A 16,539-nucleotide genomic window follows, 5' to 3' on the forward strand; every position below is an offset into this window, starting at 1 on the left:
GTCCTGAGGTGCCGCGCAGCGGCCTCGAAGGATCCTCCAGATCCCGCGCGATGGGCTGGAGGATCCTTCGAGGCTGCGCTTCGCTCCGCACCTCAGGATGAGGGCGCGGGTGCGATCGTCCGGTCTCCTCCCAGATATTGTCAGGCCGCGTCGCGGCCAGCGGGTGTGCCCGCCGCCGCGTAGGCGCGGGCGATCAGGCGCATGGTGTGAAGGTCGCGCTCGGCATCCCAGGCCGCGCGGGTCTCGGGGTCGTGCAGGGCACGGCCGAAGGCGCGCACCTGTTCGAGGAAGGGCGAGGCGTTGCGGTCGAAGACGATGTCCTCGACCCGGCCGTCCGCCCCGTCGGTGAAGGTGACGCTGCCGCCCGCCGTCTGCCCCATCGTGTCGATGGCGGTGAGCAGGCCCTTCGTGCCGACCACTTCGAGCCGGCGCCGCGGCAGCGCGTCGGGGCAGTTGTAGGCGACGTTGAGCTGGGCGAGCGCGCCGGACTCCGTGCGGCCGATCAGCAGAGCCCCGTCATCGACGGCGTAATCCTGCGCTCGGGCCTGGGTCATGGCGGCGATCTCGGCGATGGGTTCGCCGACGAGGAAATCGACGAGGTCGATGCCGTGGGGAGCGAGGTCCATCAGCGCGCCGCCGCCGGCCTGGGCCGGATCGATGCGCCAGTTGTCCTGGCCGCGGAACGAGGTCCAGGCGCGGTCGAGCCAGCAGGCGTAGACGATGCGCACCGCCGTCACCGTGCCGAGTCTGCCCGCATGGATGAGGTCGCGCATGGCGCGGTGGCCGGGATGGTGGCGCTGGTCGAAGGCGGTGCCGTAGAAGGCCCCGGACTTTCGAACCGCCGCCGCCATAGCCTCGGCATCGGCGAGCGAGGCCGCCATCGGCTTCTCGCAGAGGACCGCCTTCCCGGCGGCGCACAGAGCCTCCACGGCGCTGCGATGGAGATGGTTCGGCGTCGCGACGTAGACGGCCTCGACCTCCGGCTCGGCGATGAGGCCGGCGAGGTCGGCATGGGCCCGCGCGCCCTCGTCCTCCGCCGCCGCGCGGGACGCTTCGCCCGGATCGGCCACCGCGACGAGGCGATGCCCGGCGGCGCGGATGCCCGGCGCCATGTAGTCGCGGGCGACCCAGCCGTAGCCGACGATGCCCCAGCCGACGCTCGCGTCCATCACCAGCGCTCCGGCAGATCGACATATTCGCGGCGGCGCACCCGCGCCGCCTCGGGCGCATCCGGCTTGCCGCTCCAGTCGATGGCCTCCGGGCCGTCCGAGTGGAGCGGGTAGGTCGCCTGCGGCGCGTATTCCGCCTCGTAGCGCTCCGACGGCCAGCGGATGGCGAATCCCCCGTCGTCGGGTGCGTAGAGGGGGTTGAGATGCAGGGCCGCGCCCGGCGGTGGCAGCGTGATGCCGTCGATGAGCGCGCGGGGGGCCGGGCGCATGCCGGGGCCGGCCACGACGGAGAAGGCCTCGCAGGTTCGCAGGTCGCGCGGTTCGCGCGGCTGCGGCGCGCGGGCCTCGACCAGGGCGCGGGTCAGCTCGGCGTCGTCGTAGACGAGCCCGTCCGGAAACAGCTCCTCGATCTCGGCCGACGAGATCGCCTTGCCGGCGGAGAATCCGGGCCGGCCGCTGTTGTGGATGTGGCTCAGGGCGAGCCAGCCCTCCTCCCCCGCCGTCTGGCGCAGGCACGAGAGGATGCCGGGCTTGTCGTCGAGGAAGTAGAAGGCGTCGTTGCAGATCACGAGATCGACCGGCGATTCCGGGATCGGCCAGTGCGGCGCCGCAGCGTCGAAGCAGACGAACTGCGCCTTCTCGCCCACCACCCAGTGCCGGGCGACCCACAGCTTGGCGAAGACCACGTCCGCGCCCGCGACCTTCACGCCGCGGCGTTTCAGCTCGCGCAGGTAGTGGCCGATGCCGCAGGCGAGCTCGAAGGCGCAGACCGGGCTGTTCCAGTGCGCCTCCAGCAGGCTCAAGCCCGCGAGGAAGGTGGGATCGCTCCACCGGTTGACGAAGTAGTCGCCGACGCGGCCCCAGCCGAGCCAGTCCACGGCCTGCCGCAGGGAGGCGTTCGCGCGCTCGCGCACCAGCCGGCGCAGGGCGTCGGGGTCGGCCGGCGGGCCGGTCCACCAATCGTCCTGATCGGCGAGCAGCAGGACGAGGGCGTCCTCCACCCGGTCGTGATCGAGATGGTCGAGGGCCGCCGCGACGAGGCTGTCGCGGCCGGTGCGGAGATAGGGAATGCCGTCGATGACGGGCCAGCGCGCCCCGGTCTCGACGTCGCGCAGGGCGTGCGCGCCGTCGGGCTTGAGCCTGTGGCCGGTCTCCGGCGAGAGGAGATCGAAGGGGATCATGATCCTGGTTGCTGCCGGACAGCGCGTGAGGTCACGGGATGCGCATATCGGTCAGAACGCGATCCTGGAAAGCCTTGACCGGTCCGGCATGGACCAGTTCCATCTCGCCGAGCACCGTGTCCATGGTCAGCGAGGCCGCCCGCAGGTGCTGGGCGATCTGCAGGACCCGGTCGATGGAGTCGGCGGCGTGGAAGGCGCGGCCCTCCGCGGTCGCGTCATCCGGCAGGACGAGGCGGGCGGCGCGGATCATCTCGCGCAGCGGCGGCTCCAGTTCCTCCAGCGCCCATTCGGAACAGCGCCCGACGATCGGCCAGAGATGGTCGCCGAGCAGCATCTCGCCGGTGAAGCCCGCATCCGGCATCGCCGCGTTGTGGAAGTGGTGCGCCATCGCCGCGAGGAACACCGTGGTCGGGTCGGCCCGGTAGAACGGGCTCAGCAGCACGCCGTAGACCGCCACGACGAGGCAGTGCTCGGCATGGTTTTCGGGCGGCTCCAGGAGGATGCGCGGCTTGCCGGGGCAGGTCACCCCGGCCCGCGGTTGCTGCGCCAGGGCGCCGACGAAGCCGGGCACCGGTCCCGCCGCAAGGTTGGCCGGGTTCCGCAGACAGCTTTCCAGCCGCTCGCGCAGACCGGCATCGAGCGGCGCGGCCACGGCCTCGAGACCCGCGACCAGCACCGCGGCGGTCTGCGCCGCGTCGAGGCCGGCCGCCGCGAGGAAGGCCGCGTCGAGGTCGCAGAGCCGCGCCGCGGCGAGCGCCTTCGCCGTGATGTCGAGGGCGACCGTCTCGGGCGCGGCGCCGCCCGTCAGCGCCGACCATCCTTGCGCGAACAGGCGCTCGGCGATCGAGCCGGCGCGCCCCGCCGAGCGGACGCGCTTCAGGTCGCCGAGTTCGACCAGCAGCTCCCGCATTTCGACGGGGGCTGCCGGGCCGGTCTGGGAAAAACCCGTCACGGGCGCGAGCCCTTACTGCTGGACCCCCAGCCAATCGAACAGCATGCGCTGCTGCTTGCCGAAATCGTGCTCCGGCCCGTGGCCGTTCTTCACCATCGGCGCCTTGAAGAAGGTCGAGAGCTGCTCTTGCACGCCGCCGTCGCCGCGGGTCTTGGCGAGATCCAGCACGCGGGCGATCTCGATGACGAGGGGGGCTGCCAGGATCGAGTCCTTGCAGAGGAAGTTCACCTTGATCTGCATGCGCTGACCCATGAAGCCGGTGACGTCGATGTTGTCCCAGGCTTCCTTGTCGTCGCCGCGCGGGCGGTAATAGTGGATGTGGACCAAGTGGTCCTCGACCGGGTAGCCGAGGATCGAGTCGAGCACCGTGCCCTTGGTGTTGAGCTTCGACTGCAGCGAGTTCGGGTCGTTGAGGGCGAGACCGTCGCGGTTGCCGAGGATGTTGGTCGAGAACCAGCCGTCGACATGGAGCTGGCGGGCCTTCAGGGCGGGGGCCAGCACCGTCTTCATCATGGTCTGGCCGGTCTTGCCGTCCTTGCCGGCCACCGGGACGTTGAGTTCGCGGGCGAGTTCCAGGAGCGCCGGCACGTCGGCGGCGACGGAGGGCGTGAAGTTCGCGTAGGGCACGCCGCTCTTGATGGCGGCGTAGGCGTAGAGCATCGCCGGCGAGATCGACTCGTCGCTCGAATCCAGCCCCTTCTCGAAGGCCTCGGCGGAATTGAGAGTCGGGTCGGCGAGGTCGGGCCAGCGCTCGGTCGAGGCGAGGTTGATCACCACGACGTCGTCGAGATTGCTCTCGCTGCGGAAGCGGTTGAGGTCGTTGGCGATGACCGAGACGGTCTCGCGGTGGTCCTTGGCGACGATGCGGTTGGCGCCGTCGATGTTCTTGCAGAACTTGGCCGAGCCGACCGCCGGCCAGGGGGTGATGCCCTTGAGGGCCTGGGCGCCGTTCTCGATGTCCTCGCGGGTCAGCACGCCGTGGCCGGTGGCGGCGGAGGCGAGGTCGTCGCCATTCAGGTCCCAGCCGCCGAAGACGAGATCCTTGTAGTCGGCCATGCCGGCGACGGGCACACCCGCGAGCGGCAGGCCATCCAGACGGTTCGAGCCCGATTTGATGGTTTCGATACCGGCGATGGCTGTCGTCGCGACCGCACCGCCCATGCCAACGAACGCCACTCCGACGCGTCGACCGGTCTGAATGCCCATGGGAACTCGATCTTTCTGCTGTGGCGGCGCTGGCGCCTTAGGATGAGCCTTAACTGGCCGCCGCGCGGCCCATGACAACTGTGACCGACCTAGAGCGTTCCGGCGCCGACCCTGCCATCTTTGCCGCAGGGCACCTTTCGCCGGAACGGCACCGATTGGTTAAAATATCGTAAACACAATGGCTTAACGCTGCATTAACGGGAACACGTTTGGATCACGCGGTGGTCCCATTGTGGTCACACCCGGCGGCGAAACCTCCGCCGGTCAAAACGAAGCCCGGCACGAGAAGAACGCCGAGGCATCAACAAGGAAGACCGATGGGGGTTTACCCGGAGCCGGCGCGCTGCGCCGACGACGTGAGCCGACTCGTGCCGTGCGGGTCGAATGTCACCAACGAGGCCGCCCCGCGCCCGTCGCGCGGTCGTTCGCCGCTCGTGCGCAGCCTCGCCGCCGTGACCGCCAGCGTCACCCTGCTGATGGCCGCGCCGCAGGCCGTGTCGGCCTACGAGAACGCGAAAGTCTCCGCATCGATCCCGATGATGGTCCGCGCCGACCTCCGTCCCGCCGGAGCTGATGCGGAGTGGGGCGGCACCGCGCTGCTCGGCCAGGATGGCGGGATCAGTGCTTCGATCGAGCGCATGCAGGCTTCGCTGAACAATCCGCGCCCCGACACCGACGACGAGATCCTGCGCTTCGGCGACATGAGCGTGCCGCGCGCGCTCGTGGAGACGATCCTGAAGGCCTCCGAGGTCACCGGCGTCGATCCCGTCTACATGATGGCGCTCGCCGACAAGGAGTCGAGCTTCGATACGAACGTGAAGTCTTCCGCGTCCTCGGCGCAGGGCCTGTTCCAGTTCGTCACCGGCACGTGGCTGGAGATGATCCGCCAGTACGGCGCCAAGCACGGCCTCGCTGCCGAGGCGGCGGCCGTGAAGGGGCAGGGCTCGGGCATCACCATCGCCGACGGCGCCGTGCGCAAGCGGGTGCTCGACCTGCGCAACGACCCCTACGTCTCCGGCCTGATGGCGGGCGAATTGATCAAGCGCGACCGCAGCCGGATCGAGGCCCGGATCGGCCGCGAGTTGAAGACGACCGAACTCTACCTCGCGCATTTCCTCGGCACCGCGAGCGCCGGCAAGTTCCTCTCGCTGAGCGCCGAGGATCCCGACAAGGTCGCCAAGGCCGCCTTCGGCCGCGCCGCGCGGGCCAACCGAGCGATCTTCACCGCCAAGGACGGGGCCAAGCGCCGCAGCCTCACCGTGGCGGAGGTCCACGAGAAGCTGGACGGCATGATCGACCAACGCATGAGCCAGTATCAGGCGATCGCCGACCTCGCCCAGCAGCAGGCCGACGAGCCGGCGACGCCGATCCTCGACGCCCGCCTGCGGCTCAACGAATCCGTGGCACCGTCGCTCGCGCTGCACACGGTGCAGTAGAGGCGATCGGACTCACCCCCACAACTCGGGCAGCGGCGGATGGACCGTGCTGCCGTCGTAGCGCAGGGCCGGCTCCCGGTCCTGGGCGAGCAGCAGCGGCCCATCGAGATCGACGTAGGCCGCGTGATGCGCGATCAGCATCGCCGGCGCCATGGCGAGCGACGAGCCGACCATGCAGCCGACCATGATCTCGAAGCCGCGCGCCCGCGCCTCGTGGGCGAGCTTCAGCGCCTCCGTGAGGCCGCCGGCCTTGTCGAGCTTGATGTTGATCGCGTCGTAGCGCCGGGCCAGGGCATCGAGACCGGCGCGGTCATGCAGGCTCTCGTCGGCGCAGATCGGGATCGTACGATCGATCTCGGCCAGGAGACCGTCGTCGCCCGCCGGCAACGGCTGCTCGATGAGGCCGACCCCCGCCGCCGCGCAGGCCATGAGGTTGTCGCGGATCGTCTCGGGGCTCCACGCCTCGTTGGCATCGACGATGAGGCGGGAATCCGGCGCGCCGCGCCGCACGGCGGCGATCCGCTCCGGATCGCCCGCGCCGCCGAGCTTCACCTTCAGCAGCGGTCGGTGCGAGGCCGCGCGGGCGGCCTCCTCCATCGCCTCGGGCTCGCCGAGGCTCAGAGTGTAGGCGGTGGTCACCGGACGCGGCGCGGCGACGCCCGCGAGCTCGTGGGCCGGCGTGCCGGTGCGCTTCGCCTCGAGATCCCACAGGGCGCAGTCGAGGGCGTTGCGGGCCGCGCCCGGCTTCATGCGTTCGGCAAGATCGAAGCGCCCTCCCCCGCCCGCGAGCCATCCGGCCTGCTGTTCGAGCGTCGCGGCGACGCTCTCGACCGTCTCGCCGTAGCGGGCATAGGGCACGCACTCGCCCCTTCCCCGAAAGCCGCCGTCCTCGATCGTCGCGACGACGACGACCGCCTCCGTGCGGCTGCCGCGGGAGATCGTGAACGATCCGGCGATGGGGAAACGCTCGACGGCAACGGTCAGACGCGGCATCGGCAGCCCTCCCTCAGGCCGGGAACTCGGCGGCGATCCGGTCCACGATCCCCTCGACGCCGAAGCGCACGGGATCGGTGGCGGGCAGACGATGGACGGCTTCCGCCTCGCTCAACAGGGCGCGCGCCTGCGGCTCGGCAAGCGCCTCCGTGTTCACGGCGATGCCGACGGGACGGATGCCGGGATTGGTGAGTGCGCCGCACCGGATCGTTAGGTCGATCACCTCCTGGATCGTCGGCAGGCTCGCCTCGACGCCGCGCATCCGGGTGCGGGTCGGCTCGTGGCAGACGACGAAGGCGTCGGCCTGGGAGCCGTGCAGAAGGCCGAGGCTGACGCCGGCGAAGGAGGGATGGAACAGCGAACCCTGCCCCTCGATCAGGTCCCAGTGATTCGGATCGGCGGCGGGGGCGACCCACTCGACGGCGCCGGAGATGAAGTCGGCCACGACCGCGTCGATGGCGACGCCCCGGCCGGAGATGAACACGCCGGTCTGGCCGGTGGCGCGGAAGTCGGCATCGAAGCCGCGCTCGCGCATGCCGCGCTCCAGGGCGAGCGCGGTGTACTTCTTGCCGACGGAGCAATCGGTGCCCACGGTCAGCAGGCGCCGGCCCGGACGCTTCGTGCCCTTGCCGGTGGGGAAGGTCTCGGTGGTGTGGCGAACGTCGTGCAGGCTGCGGCCGTTGCGCTTCGCAGCCTCGGCGATCTGCCCGATCGAGCCGAGCCGCACGTGCAGCCCGCTCGCCACATCGAGCCCCGCATCGAGGGCGGCGACGATCTCCGCGACCCAGTGATCGGGCAGGACGCCGCCGGCATTGACGACACCGACGACCATGGTCCTGCAGCCCTTGGCGACCGCCTCCTCCAGCGTCAGGTCGGGGATGCCGAGATCGGCGGCGCAGCCCTCCATCCGCAGCTGGCCGACGCACCATTCCGGCCGCCAGTCGTTGATGCCGTAGGCCGTCTTGGCGGCGAGCCGGTCCGGCACGTCGCCGAGGAACATCAGGTAGGGAGTGGCGATCTGCATGGGCGATGGTCCCGTCCGGAGCCAAGCTCCGCCTGAGAACGCCTCTATGCGCGATCCGTGCCCGATGCGCGAGGGAGGAGCGCCTCGCGCCGGTCACAGACTGTCCTCTCTCGAACGGAGCGGCGCGGTTGCGAACCTTGAATTTCCCAATCGTCATTCCGGGTTCCGCTGCGCGGCCCTGGAATGACGGTATTTGAATATCCAAGGTCGGGCTTGAGGACTTCGGCCGAAGATCGAAGCCCTGATCACCTTACTCCTCGATCCGCCGCACCGCCCCCTTCGCCGCGCTGGTGGCGAGCATGGCGTAGGCACGCAGCGCCGTGCTGACCTTGCGCTTGCGCGGGGCCGCCGGGCGCCAGCCTTCCGCCTCGCGAATCGCGCGGCGCTCGGCCAGCATCGCCTCGTCCACGGCGAGGTGGATGCGGCGGTTCGGGATGTCGATCTCGATCCGGTCGCCCTGCTCCACGAGGCCGATCAGCCCGCCCTCAGCGGCCTCCGGCGAGACGTGGCCGATGGAGAGGCCCGAGGAGCCGCCGGAGAAGCGGCCGTCGGTGACGAGCGCGCAGGCTTTGCCGAGGCCCTTCGATTTCAGGTAGCTCGTGGGGTAGAGCATCTCCTGCATGCCGGGGCCGCCGCGGGGGCCCTCGTAGCGGATCAGCACGACCTCTCCGGCCTTGACCCGGCCATTGAGGATGCCGTCCACCGCCGCATCCTGGCTCTCGAAGACGTGGGCGGTGCCGGTGAAGGTCAGGATCGAGGCATCCACCCCCGCCGTCTTCACGATGCAGCCGTCCTCGGCGAGGTTGCCGTAGAGCACGGCCAGCCCGCCGTCCTTGGAATAGGCGTGCTCCGCGTCGCGGATGACGCCCGCCTCGCGGTCGAGGTCGAGCTCGTCCCAGCGCGAATCCTGGCTGAAGGCCACTTGGGTCGGCACGCCGCCGGGCGCCGCGCGGAAGAATGTTTGCACGGACTCGCTCTGGGTCTTCTTCACGTCCCAGCGGTCGAGCGCCTCGCCGAGCGTCCCGGAGCCGACATTGCCGACGGAGCGGTCGATCAGCCCGGCCCGGTCGAGTTCCCCAAGGATGCCCATGATGCCGCCGGCCCGGTGCACGTCCTCCATGTGGATGTCGGCCACCGCCGGGGCGACCTTGCACAGCACCGGCACCCGGCGCGAGAGCCGGTCGATATCGGCCATGGTGAAGGGCACCTCCCCCTCGTGCGCCGCGGCGAGGAGGTGCAGCACCGTGTTGGTCGAGCCGCCCATGGCGATGTCGAGCGTCATCGCGTTCTCGAAGGCGGCCATTGTGGCGATCGAGCGCGGCAGCACGCCGGCATCGTCCTGCTCGTAGTAGCGGCGGGCGAGATCGACGATCAGGTGCCCGGCCTCGACGAAGAGGCGCTTGCGGTCGGCATGGGTCGCCAGCGTCGAGCCGTTGCCGGGCAGCGAGAGGCCGAGCGCCTCGGTGAGGCAGTTCATCGAGTTGGCGGTGAACATGCCCGAGCACGAGCCGCAGGTCGGGCAGGCCGAGCGCTCGATGATCGCGACGTCCTCGTCGGAGACGCGGTCGTCGGCGGCCGCCACCATCGCGTCGACGAGGTCGAACTTGCGGGTCACGCCCTTCATCACGACCTTGCCGGCCTCCATCGGGCCGCCGGAGACGAACACCGCCGGGATGTTGAGGCGGAGCGCCGCCATCAGCATGCCGGGGGTGATCTTGTCGCAGTTCGAGATGCAGACCATGGCGTCGGCGCAGTGCGCGTTGACCATGTACTCGACCGAATCCGCGATCAGCTCGCGCGACGGCAGCGAGTAGAGCATCCCGTCATGGCCCATGGCGATGCCGTCATCGACCGCGATGGTGTTGAACTCCTTGGCGACGCCGCCCGCCTGCTCGATCTCGCGGGCCACGAGCTGGCCGAGATCCTTCAGGTGGACGTGGCCCGGCACGAACTGCGTGAAGGAATTCACCACGGCGATGATCGGCTTGCCGAAGTCGGAATCCTTCATGCCGGTGGCGCGCCACAGGCCGCGGGCGCCGGCCATGTTGCGGCCGTGGGTCGTGGTGCGGGAGCGATAGGCGGGCATTTTTTGCTATATCGATGTTGAGCGGACATCCGGCGGCTGAACGTTCATCCAAGCCGGTCCCTCATCCTGAGGTGCCCGCGAAGCGGGCCTCGAAGGATCCTCCAGGGACCGCGCGCGATCTGGAGGATCCTTCGAGGCTTGCGCGGTCGCGCAAGCACCTCAGGATGAGGTCGAGAGTAGGATCGGCGCCTTATCAAACCACCGCGGCGTGCTGCGCGTGCAGCCGGACGGACGCCGCCGACAGCTTGTTGAGCGCCGAGAGATACGCCTTGGCCGAGGCGACCAGCGTGTCCGGGTCGGCGCCGCGGGCGGTGACCGAGCGCTCGCCCGCCTTCAGGCGTACCGAGACCTCCGCCTGCGCGTCGGTCCCCTCGGTCACGGCGTGGACCTGATAGAGCTCCAGCATCGCGTCGTGGGGCACGATGGCGTGGATCGCGTTGAACACGGCATCCACCGGTCCGTTGCCGTCCGCCTCCTCGGTGAAGGTGCGGCCGTCCATCTCGATCTTCATCGTCGCGCGCTGCGGACCCCTCGTGCCGGCGATCACCGAGAGCGAGACGAGCTTGATCCGGTCGTGGGCGGTGGCGAGCTTCTCGTCCACCAGCGCCTCGATATCCTCGTCGTAGACGTGCTTCTTGCGGTCGGCGAGATCCTTGAACCGCTCGAACACGTCCTGGAACTGGTTGTCGGAGAGCGAGATGCCGAGCTCGGCCAGCTTCGACTTGAACGCGGCCCGGCCGGAATGCTTGCCCATCACCAGCGAGGTCTTGGCCAGGCCGACGGATGCCGGGGTCATGATCTCGTAGGTCTCGGAATGCTTGAGCATCCCGTCCTGGTGGATGCCGCTCTCGTGGGCGAAGGCGTTCCGGCCGACGATGGCCTTGTTGTACTGCACCGGGAAGTTCGCCGCATGGCTGACGAGCTTCGAGGCGCGGGTCAGCATCGTCGTGTCGATCCCGGTGTCGTAGGGCATCACGTCGGCGCGGGTGCGGATCGCCATGACGATCTCCTCGAGCGCGGCGTTGCCGGCCCGCTCGCCGATGCCGTTGACGGTGCACTCGATCTGTCGCGCGCCGCCCTCCAGGCCGGCGAGCGAGTTCGCCACCGCCAGCCCGAGGTCGTTGTGGCAATGCACGGAGAAGATCGCCTTGTCGGCGTTCGGCACGCGCTCGCGCACGGAGCGGAACATCGCGCCGTATTCCTGCGGCGTGGCGTAGCCCACCGTGTCCGGCAGGTTGATGGTGGTGGCGCCCGAGCGGATCGCCGCCTCGACGCAGCGGCAGAGGTAGTCGATGTCGGTGCGGGTCGCGTCCATGGCCGACCACTCCACGTCCTCGACGAGGTCGCGGGCCTGGGTCACGGTCTTCAGGATGATCTCGATCACCTCGTCCTGCGTCTTGCGCATCTGGTGGGCGAGGTGGATCGCCGAGGTCGAGACGAAGGTGTGGATACGGCCGCGCTCGGCGTGGCGCACCGCCTCGCCCGCGCGGGCGATGTCGGCGGGGATGGCACGGGCGAGCCCCGCCACCGTGGCGCGCTTGGTGCGCCGGGCGATCTCGGAGACGGCCTCGAAATCACCGTTGGAGGCGATCGGGAAGCCCGCCTCGATGATGTCGACACCCATCCCGTCGAGCAGCTCGGCCACCGCCAGCTTCTCGTCGAGGGTCATGGTGGCGCCGGGGCATTGCTCGCCGTCGCGCAGCGTCGTGTCGAAGATGACGACGCGGTCCTTCGCGCTCTGAGTGGTGTTCGCCATGGGTCTTCGTTCCTCGCAGCCGACGCGCTCGACTCCTCGGGAGCGGCGCCGGAATAGCCTGTCTTCCGGTTGACGAGCGGCATCCCCTGAGAGCCCAGGCGGTCGCGCCCGGACGGCCCTCAGGGGCGGCTAAGAAGCAGGCCTACGAGAATGAGCGCGCAGGACGACGCGGCCGCGAAAGCGGCGCCACCGTTCGTCTGCACGGAGCGGCCAGGGGCCACGCTCGATTCTCCTCAGAGGCTGACTCGCCGGCAGACCGCCATGCGTTCAGGGAGGCGGTATGTACCGATTGGCGGGGATCGTGACAAGCGCAAGCCAGCCCTGCGATTGACCACCTCGTCCGACCCGGCGCACAACCCCGAGGGCCAAGCTTGGCCGCAGCGAACGCCCCTCTTGCAACTGGAGAGACCTGTCGTGCCCGGGCCGCTTTTCCGTTTCGCCCTGATCGCCGCAATCGGCAGCTGCCTCGGCGCCTGCCAGTCGAGCGCGCCGCCGCCGGTCGCGGCCGTGGCGGCGGCCCCCGCGGCCGTCCTCGCACCCCTGCCGGCCGGTGCCGGCTGCGGCCCCAGCATCGCCCGCACGCAGGCCATCGTCGAGACCGACGTGAAGACGGGCGACCTCTCCGCGCCGGTCGGCACGCGCTTCAGCGCCGACCTCTCCAAGGCGGCGGGCGCCTGCGCCGCCGGTCGCGAGGGCGAGGCGATGAGCCTGCTCGCGGCGGCCAAGGCGCGCTACGGCTATCGGTAACGGCCGGGCTTTCAGCCCTCACTCCGGGAAGACGCTCGCGAGATAGGCCTGGACGAAGCCCGGCATCCGGGCCGCGTCGATATCGGCCCGCGAGCGGGCGATGACGCTGTGCGCGAGCTCCGGCTCGTCCTCATGGCCGCGATGCGCTTCGATGCGCGCCTTCAGCGCCTCGGCATCGCTCTCGAAGCGGACCGGGCGCAGGAAGGCGAGTTGCCCGTCGCCGCGCAGGAGCACCCATTCCTCCTCGGCGCCCTCGGGCAGAGTGAGACCGGTTTCCTCCAGGAACTCGCGCGCGGCGCTGCCGGCGAGATCGACGATGCCGTCGTCGCGCAGGTCGCCGGGATCGGGCGTGCCGCAGGGGAAGTAGATCTGGCCGGCATTGGCGGTGTGGGCGCCCATCAAGCCGAGCAGCACGGCGCCGTCCCGGCTATGCGGGACGATCGCCGCGAAGGCGTTGGCCACCAGCGCGTCCGGCACGGCCGCGTCGCGGAAGGCGATGAAGCGCGAGTAGCGCACCTCGAACAGGCTCACCTCGCAGGCGCCGTCGGTGACGGTACAGCCGCTGGCGAGGTAGACCGGCCCGTCGAACAGGCCCGGCGTCCTCGCCTTGCGCCGCTCCCAGTTGCGGTCGATCGCCTCGGCGTTGTCGCGGGCCCAGGCCCAGTCGTGATCGACCCGCCGAGCCGAGACGCGCCGGAGCGGCGTGACGCTGAAACCGGGCGCGGCGTCGCCCGCGATCTCAACCGACACGCAGCACGCCCTCGCTCACCACCACGGCCTGCCCGCCGATCTCGACGGAGCGGAGGGCGCCCTCGCTGATGACGAGCTGCAGGTCGATCGTGCTCGGCCGCCCCATGGCGACGCCCTGGCGGATCACCACGTCGTGGGTGCCCTCGCCCAGCGGCTCGAACTGCATCAGGGCACCGGCGAAGGCGGCGGCGGCGCTGCCCGTGGCCGGGTCTTCGGCGACGCCGAGATGGGGCGCGAACATCCGCGCCTGGTAGCGATGCCCGACCCCTTCCGGATCGAGGGCGTAGAGGTACAGGGCGTCCGCCTGCCCCTGCGGGAACATGCGCTCGAACCGGCCGGCATCGAGCCGGGCGCGGGTCAGCGCCTCGCCCGAGGCGAGCGGCACGAAGGTGAAGGAGGGGCCGGCGCCGTGCCGGCTCGGCTGATGGCGGTTGAAGCCGATCTCGGCGGGCTTGAGCCCGAGAACACCGGCGAGGGCATCCTTCGCCCGGGCCTCGCCGAAATAGGTCGGGAGAACCGGCAGCTTGAAGCGGGCGCGGGCGCTGCGGCCATCCTCCGCCGCCTCGACGGCGCAGGCGAGCGTCCCGATCGCCTCCTCCAGGCCGAAGGCGGCGGCATCGACCAGGGCCGCCGCCTGCCGCTCGGCACGGTCGCGCAGGGCGAGGAGCACCGCCGTGCCGACGGTCGGATGGCCGGCGAAGGGCAATTCCCGGGCGGGGGTGAAGATGCGCAGCCGCGCCCGGTGACGCGACTCCTCCGGCGGCAGGACGAAGACCGTCTCCGACAGGTTGAACTCGCGGGCGATCGCCTGCATCGCCTCCCCGGTGAGCCCCTCGGCATCGAGCACCACCGCGAGCGGGTTCCCGGCGAGCGGCGTGTCGGTGAACACGTCGAGGGTGGCGAAGCGGCGTTCCAGCATCACGGCTCCTTTGAGAGCGTTCAGACGACCTCGACGGGGAAGGCGAGACTCGGCGCGACGAATTCCTCCTGCGCCGCGACGGTCAGCAGCTCTTCCGAGCCGGCCTCGGCCGTTTTGCGCAGGAGGCCGTGGATCGAGGCCGCCGCCATGCCGAGTGCCAGCGCCGCCGAACGGGTGCGCAGGTAATGCACGAGATAGAGCGCGGCGACCGCGTCGCCCGCCCCCGAGACCGCCTTCAGGTCGAGCCGGGGCGTGCGCACGCGCCAGAACGAGCCGTCCCCGGCTGCCAGCATGTCGATCGCGTCGGGCGGCGTCTCGGCGGTGGCAAGCGAGGTGACGAGCAGGACCCGCGGCCCGAGCGCCATCACCGAGGCCGCCGCCGCCTTGGCCGCCTCCAGCGTGTCGCTGGGCGCGCCCGAGATCAGGTCGAGCTCGAACTGGTTGGGGGTGAGGATGTCGGCCGCGGGCACGGCCTGCGCCCGCATGAAGTCGGCGATGCCGGGGCGGACGTAGACGCCGGAATAGGTGTCGCCGATCACCGGATCGCAGCAATAGAGCGCCTCGCGGTTGGCCGCCCGCACGGCGGCGACGGTCCGCAGGATCGCGGTGCCGATATCGGCCGAGCCCATATAGCCGGAGAGGACCGCGTCGCAGTCCTTCAGCGCGCCGCGCTCGGCCACGCCCTGCACCACCTCCTCGACCGCCGGCCCGTCGAAGACCCGCCCGCGCCACTGGCCGTAGCCGGTATGGTTGGAGAATTGCACCGTGTGCACCGGCCAGACCTCGACGCCGAGCCGCTGCATCGGGAAGACGGCGGACGAGTTGCCCACATGGCCGTAGGCGACGTGCGACTGGATCGACAGGACCTTCATGGTGCTCCGGTATCCGCTTCCGGGCCGTGATAGCGCGGCTGAGGGCCGGGCGCATCCGATCCGCGCGGCGACGCGTTACGGCTCGGCCAGACAGGCCCATCCGCCGGAGTGAGTATGGATTTCGACGCCGCCCGCCAATCCATCCTCACCTTCGTCGAGACCTACAAGGCGTGGGCGCCGGTCGTGACGGGCGTGATCGCCTTCTGCGAGTCGCTCGCCGTGCTCTCACTGCTGGTGCCGGCCACGGCGATCCTGCTCGGCATCGGCGCGCTGATCGGCGGCAGCGACCTGCCGTTCTGGCCGATGGTGATCGGCGCCGGCATCGGCGCGGGGCTGGGGGATTGGGTCTCCTACGAGGTCGGGTTCTACTACAAGGACGGTGTGAAGCGCCTCTGGCCGATGAGCCGGCACCCGGAGATGACGGCGAAGGCCGAGGCCTTCCTCCGGCGATGGGGCGCGGGGGCGATCCTCATCGGCCGCTTCATCGGCCCGGCGCGGGCGGTGGTGCCGCTGGTCGCCGGCAGTTTCGGCCTCGCCCGCATCCCGTTCCAGCTCGCGAATTGGAGTTCGGCCTTCGTCTGGGCCTTCGTGCTGCTGGCCCCCGGTGCCGGGCTGCTGACATGGCTGCACTACTGAGACGCCCGATCGAGACGCCATGCGCCGCTTCCCGCCCGAACGCATCGTCTGCCTCACCGAGGAGACCGTCGAGACGCTCTACCTCCTGGGCGAGGATCGCCGCATCGTCGGCGTCTCGGGCTACGCCGTACGCCCGCCGCAGGTGCGTCGGGAGAAGCCGCGGGTCTCGGCCTTCACCAGCGCGGACCTGCCGAAAATCCTCGCCCTCGAACCGGATCTCGTGCTCGCCTTCTCCGACCTCCAGGCGGAGATCGCCGCCAGCCTCGCCCGCGCCGGAGTCGCGGTCCACCTGTTCAACCAGCGCGACGTGGCCGGCTGCCTCGCGATGATCCGCACCGTCGGCGCCCTGGTCGGCGCGGCGCAGCGGGCGGATGCGCTGGCCCGCGGTTACGAGGAACGCCTCGCCGAGGCCGCGGCCGAGAGCGTAGGGCCGCGGCTCAAAGTGTATTTCGAGGAATGGGACGAGCCGATGATCTCCGGCATCGGCTGGGTCTCGGACCTGATCGGCTTTGCCGGCGGGCAGGACGTCTTTCCGCAGCTGAGCCGCGAGCAGGCGGCGAAGGACCGGATCGTCACCTCGGAGCAGGTCGTCGCGGCGGCGCCCGACGTGATCCTCGCCTCGTGGTGCGGCAAGCGCGTCAATGTCGAGCGCATCCGCGCCCGGCCGGGATGGGGTGCCATTCCCGCGGTGGCGGCAGGGCGCATCCACGAGATCAAGTCGCCGCTGATCCTGCAGCCGGGGCCGGCGGCCCTGACGGACGGGTTCGCGGCGATCCGGGCAGCGCTGGCGATGTGACAAAGCGGCCGGTGAC

General features: G+C 70.4%; 15 protein-coding genes. 4 read left to right on the forward strand and 11 right to left on the reverse strand.

Translation table 11 applies throughout. The annotated features are described in order from the left end of the window. Positions 1-140: 140 nt before the first annotated feature. From ABS772_RS08045 to ABS772_RS08060, 4 genes are read right to left on the reverse strand one after another with little or no spacing between them, the layout of a single operon-like run. Positions 141-1,169, reverse strand: coding sequence for a Gfo/Idh/MocA family protein (locus ABS772_RS08045; RefSeq protein WP_350393603.1), 1,029 nt, complete (start codon positions 1,167-1,169; stop codon positions 141-143). Next, on the reverse strand, positions 1,169-2,350 hold the full coding sequence (locus ABS772_RS08050) for a class I SAM-dependent methyltransferase (protein WP_350393605.1): 1,182 nt from the start codon (positions 2,348-2,350) through the stop codon (positions 1,169-1,171). The genes ABS772_RS08045 and ABS772_RS08050 overlap by 1 nt, the downstream gene beginning before the upstream one ends. A gap of 31 nt (positions 2,351-2,381) precedes the next feature. Continuing rightward, complete coding sequence (locus ABS772_RS08055; protein WP_350393791.1) at positions 2,382-3,260, reverse strand: hypothetical protein; 879 nt, start codon at positions 3,258-3,260, stop codon at positions 2,382-2,384. A gap of 54 nt (positions 3,261-3,314) precedes the next feature. After that, positions 3,315-4,508, reverse strand: coding sequence for an inositol-3-phosphate synthase (locus ABS772_RS08060; protein WP_306423480.1), 1,194 nt, complete (start codon positions 4,506-4,508; stop codon positions 3,315-3,317). 317 nt (positions 4,509-4,825) lie between these two features. Between ABS772_RS08060 and ABS772_RS08065 the strand changes: the two genes are divergently transcribed. Next, positions 4,826-5,944, forward strand: a complete 1,119-nt coding sequence (locus ABS772_RS08065) for a transglycosylase SLT domain-containing protein (RefSeq protein ID WP_350393608.1) — start codon at positions 4,826-4,828, stop codon at positions 5,942-5,944. A 12-nt stretch (positions 5,945-5,956) separates the two neighbouring features. On the opposite strand, the gene dgcA is transcribed toward ABS772_RS08065, so the two are convergent. The 4 genes from dgcA to ABS772_RS08085 all read right to left on the reverse strand — a co-directional run bounded on the left by dgcA (position 5,957) and on the right by ABS772_RS08085 (position 11,803). Further along, a complete protein-coding gene (gene dgcA / locus ABS772_RS08070) occupies positions 5,957-6,937 on the reverse strand; it encodes an N-acetyl-D-Glu racemase DgcA (protein WP_350393609.1) in 981 nt (326 codons plus the stop codon). A 13-nt stretch (positions 6,938-6,950) separates the two neighbouring features. Continuing rightward, positions 6,951-7,961, reverse strand: coding sequence for an N-acetyltransferase DgcN (gene dgcN / locus ABS772_RS08075; protein ID WP_350393612.1), 1,011 nt, complete (start codon positions 7,959-7,961; stop codon positions 6,951-6,953). Positions 7,962-8,211: 250 nt separating this feature from the next. Continuing rightward, positions 8,212-10,047, reverse strand: a complete 1,836-nt coding sequence (gene ilvD / locus ABS772_RS08080) for a dihydroxy-acid dehydratase (protein WP_350393614.1) — start codon at positions 10,045-10,047, stop codon at positions 8,212-8,214. A gap of 193 nt (positions 10,048-10,240) precedes the next feature. Further along, the gene (locus tag ABS772_RS08085; RefSeq protein ID WP_238254664.1) at positions 10,241-11,803 is read right to left on the reverse strand and encodes a 2-isopropylmalate synthase; all 1,563 of its coding nucleotides are present in this window, start codon (positions 11,801-11,803) and stop codon (positions 10,241-10,243) included. A gap of 414 nt (positions 11,804-12,217) precedes the next feature. On the opposite strand from ABS772_RS08085, the gene ABS772_RS08090 reads away from it, so the two are divergent. Then, entirely contained in the window at positions 12,218-12,550 is a 333-nt protein-coding gene (locus tag ABS772_RS08090; RefSeq protein ID WP_350393616.1) for a hypothetical protein, read from the forward strand. An 18-nt stretch (positions 12,551-12,568) separates the two neighbouring features. Here the strand turns inward: ABS772_RS08090 and ABS772_RS08095 are convergent, their stop codons facing one another. Genes ABS772_RS08095 through pdxY form a run of 3 tightly spaced genes read right to left on the reverse strand, consistent with a single transcriptional unit; the run spans position 12,569 to position 15,091 of the window. Next, a complete protein-coding gene (locus ABS772_RS08095) occupies positions 12,569-13,300 on the reverse strand; it encodes an NUDIX hydrolase (protein WP_350393618.1) in 732 nt (243 codons plus the stop codon). Next, complete coding sequence (locus tag ABS772_RS08100) at positions 13,290-14,219, reverse strand: PhzF family phenazine biosynthesis protein (RefSeq protein WP_350393620.1); 930 nt, start codon at positions 14,217-14,219, stop codon at positions 13,290-13,292. Before ABS772_RS08100 ends, ABS772_RS08095 begins: the two co-directional genes overlap by 11 nt. A gap of 20 nt (positions 14,220-14,239) precedes the next feature. After that, positions 14,240-15,091, reverse strand: coding sequence for a pyridoxal kinase PdxY (pdxY, locus tag ABS772_RS08105; RefSeq protein ID WP_238254660.1), 852 nt, complete (start codon positions 15,089-15,091; stop codon positions 14,240-14,242). 114 nt (positions 15,092-15,205) lie between these two features. On the opposite strand from pdxY, the gene ABS772_RS08110 reads away from it, so the two are divergent. Next, complete coding sequence (locus tag ABS772_RS08110) at positions 15,206-15,727, forward strand: DedA family protein (protein ID WP_238254659.1); 522 nt, start codon at positions 15,206-15,208, stop codon at positions 15,725-15,727. Between the two features lie 19 nt (positions 15,728-15,746). Continuing rightward, positions 15,747-16,523 (forward strand): cobalamin-binding protein, encoded by a 777-nt coding sequence (locus tag ABS772_RS08115; protein ID WP_350393622.1) that lies wholly within the window; start codon positions 15,747-15,749, stop codon positions 16,521-16,523. Positions 16,524-16,539: the final 16 nt, after the last annotated feature.

It is taken from the genome of Methylorubrum podarium, assembly GCF_040270385.1.
In the GTDB taxonomy this organism is placed as follows: Bacteria; Pseudomonadota; Alphaproteobacteria; order Rhizobiales; family Beijerinckiaceae; genus Methylobacterium; species Methylobacterium podarium.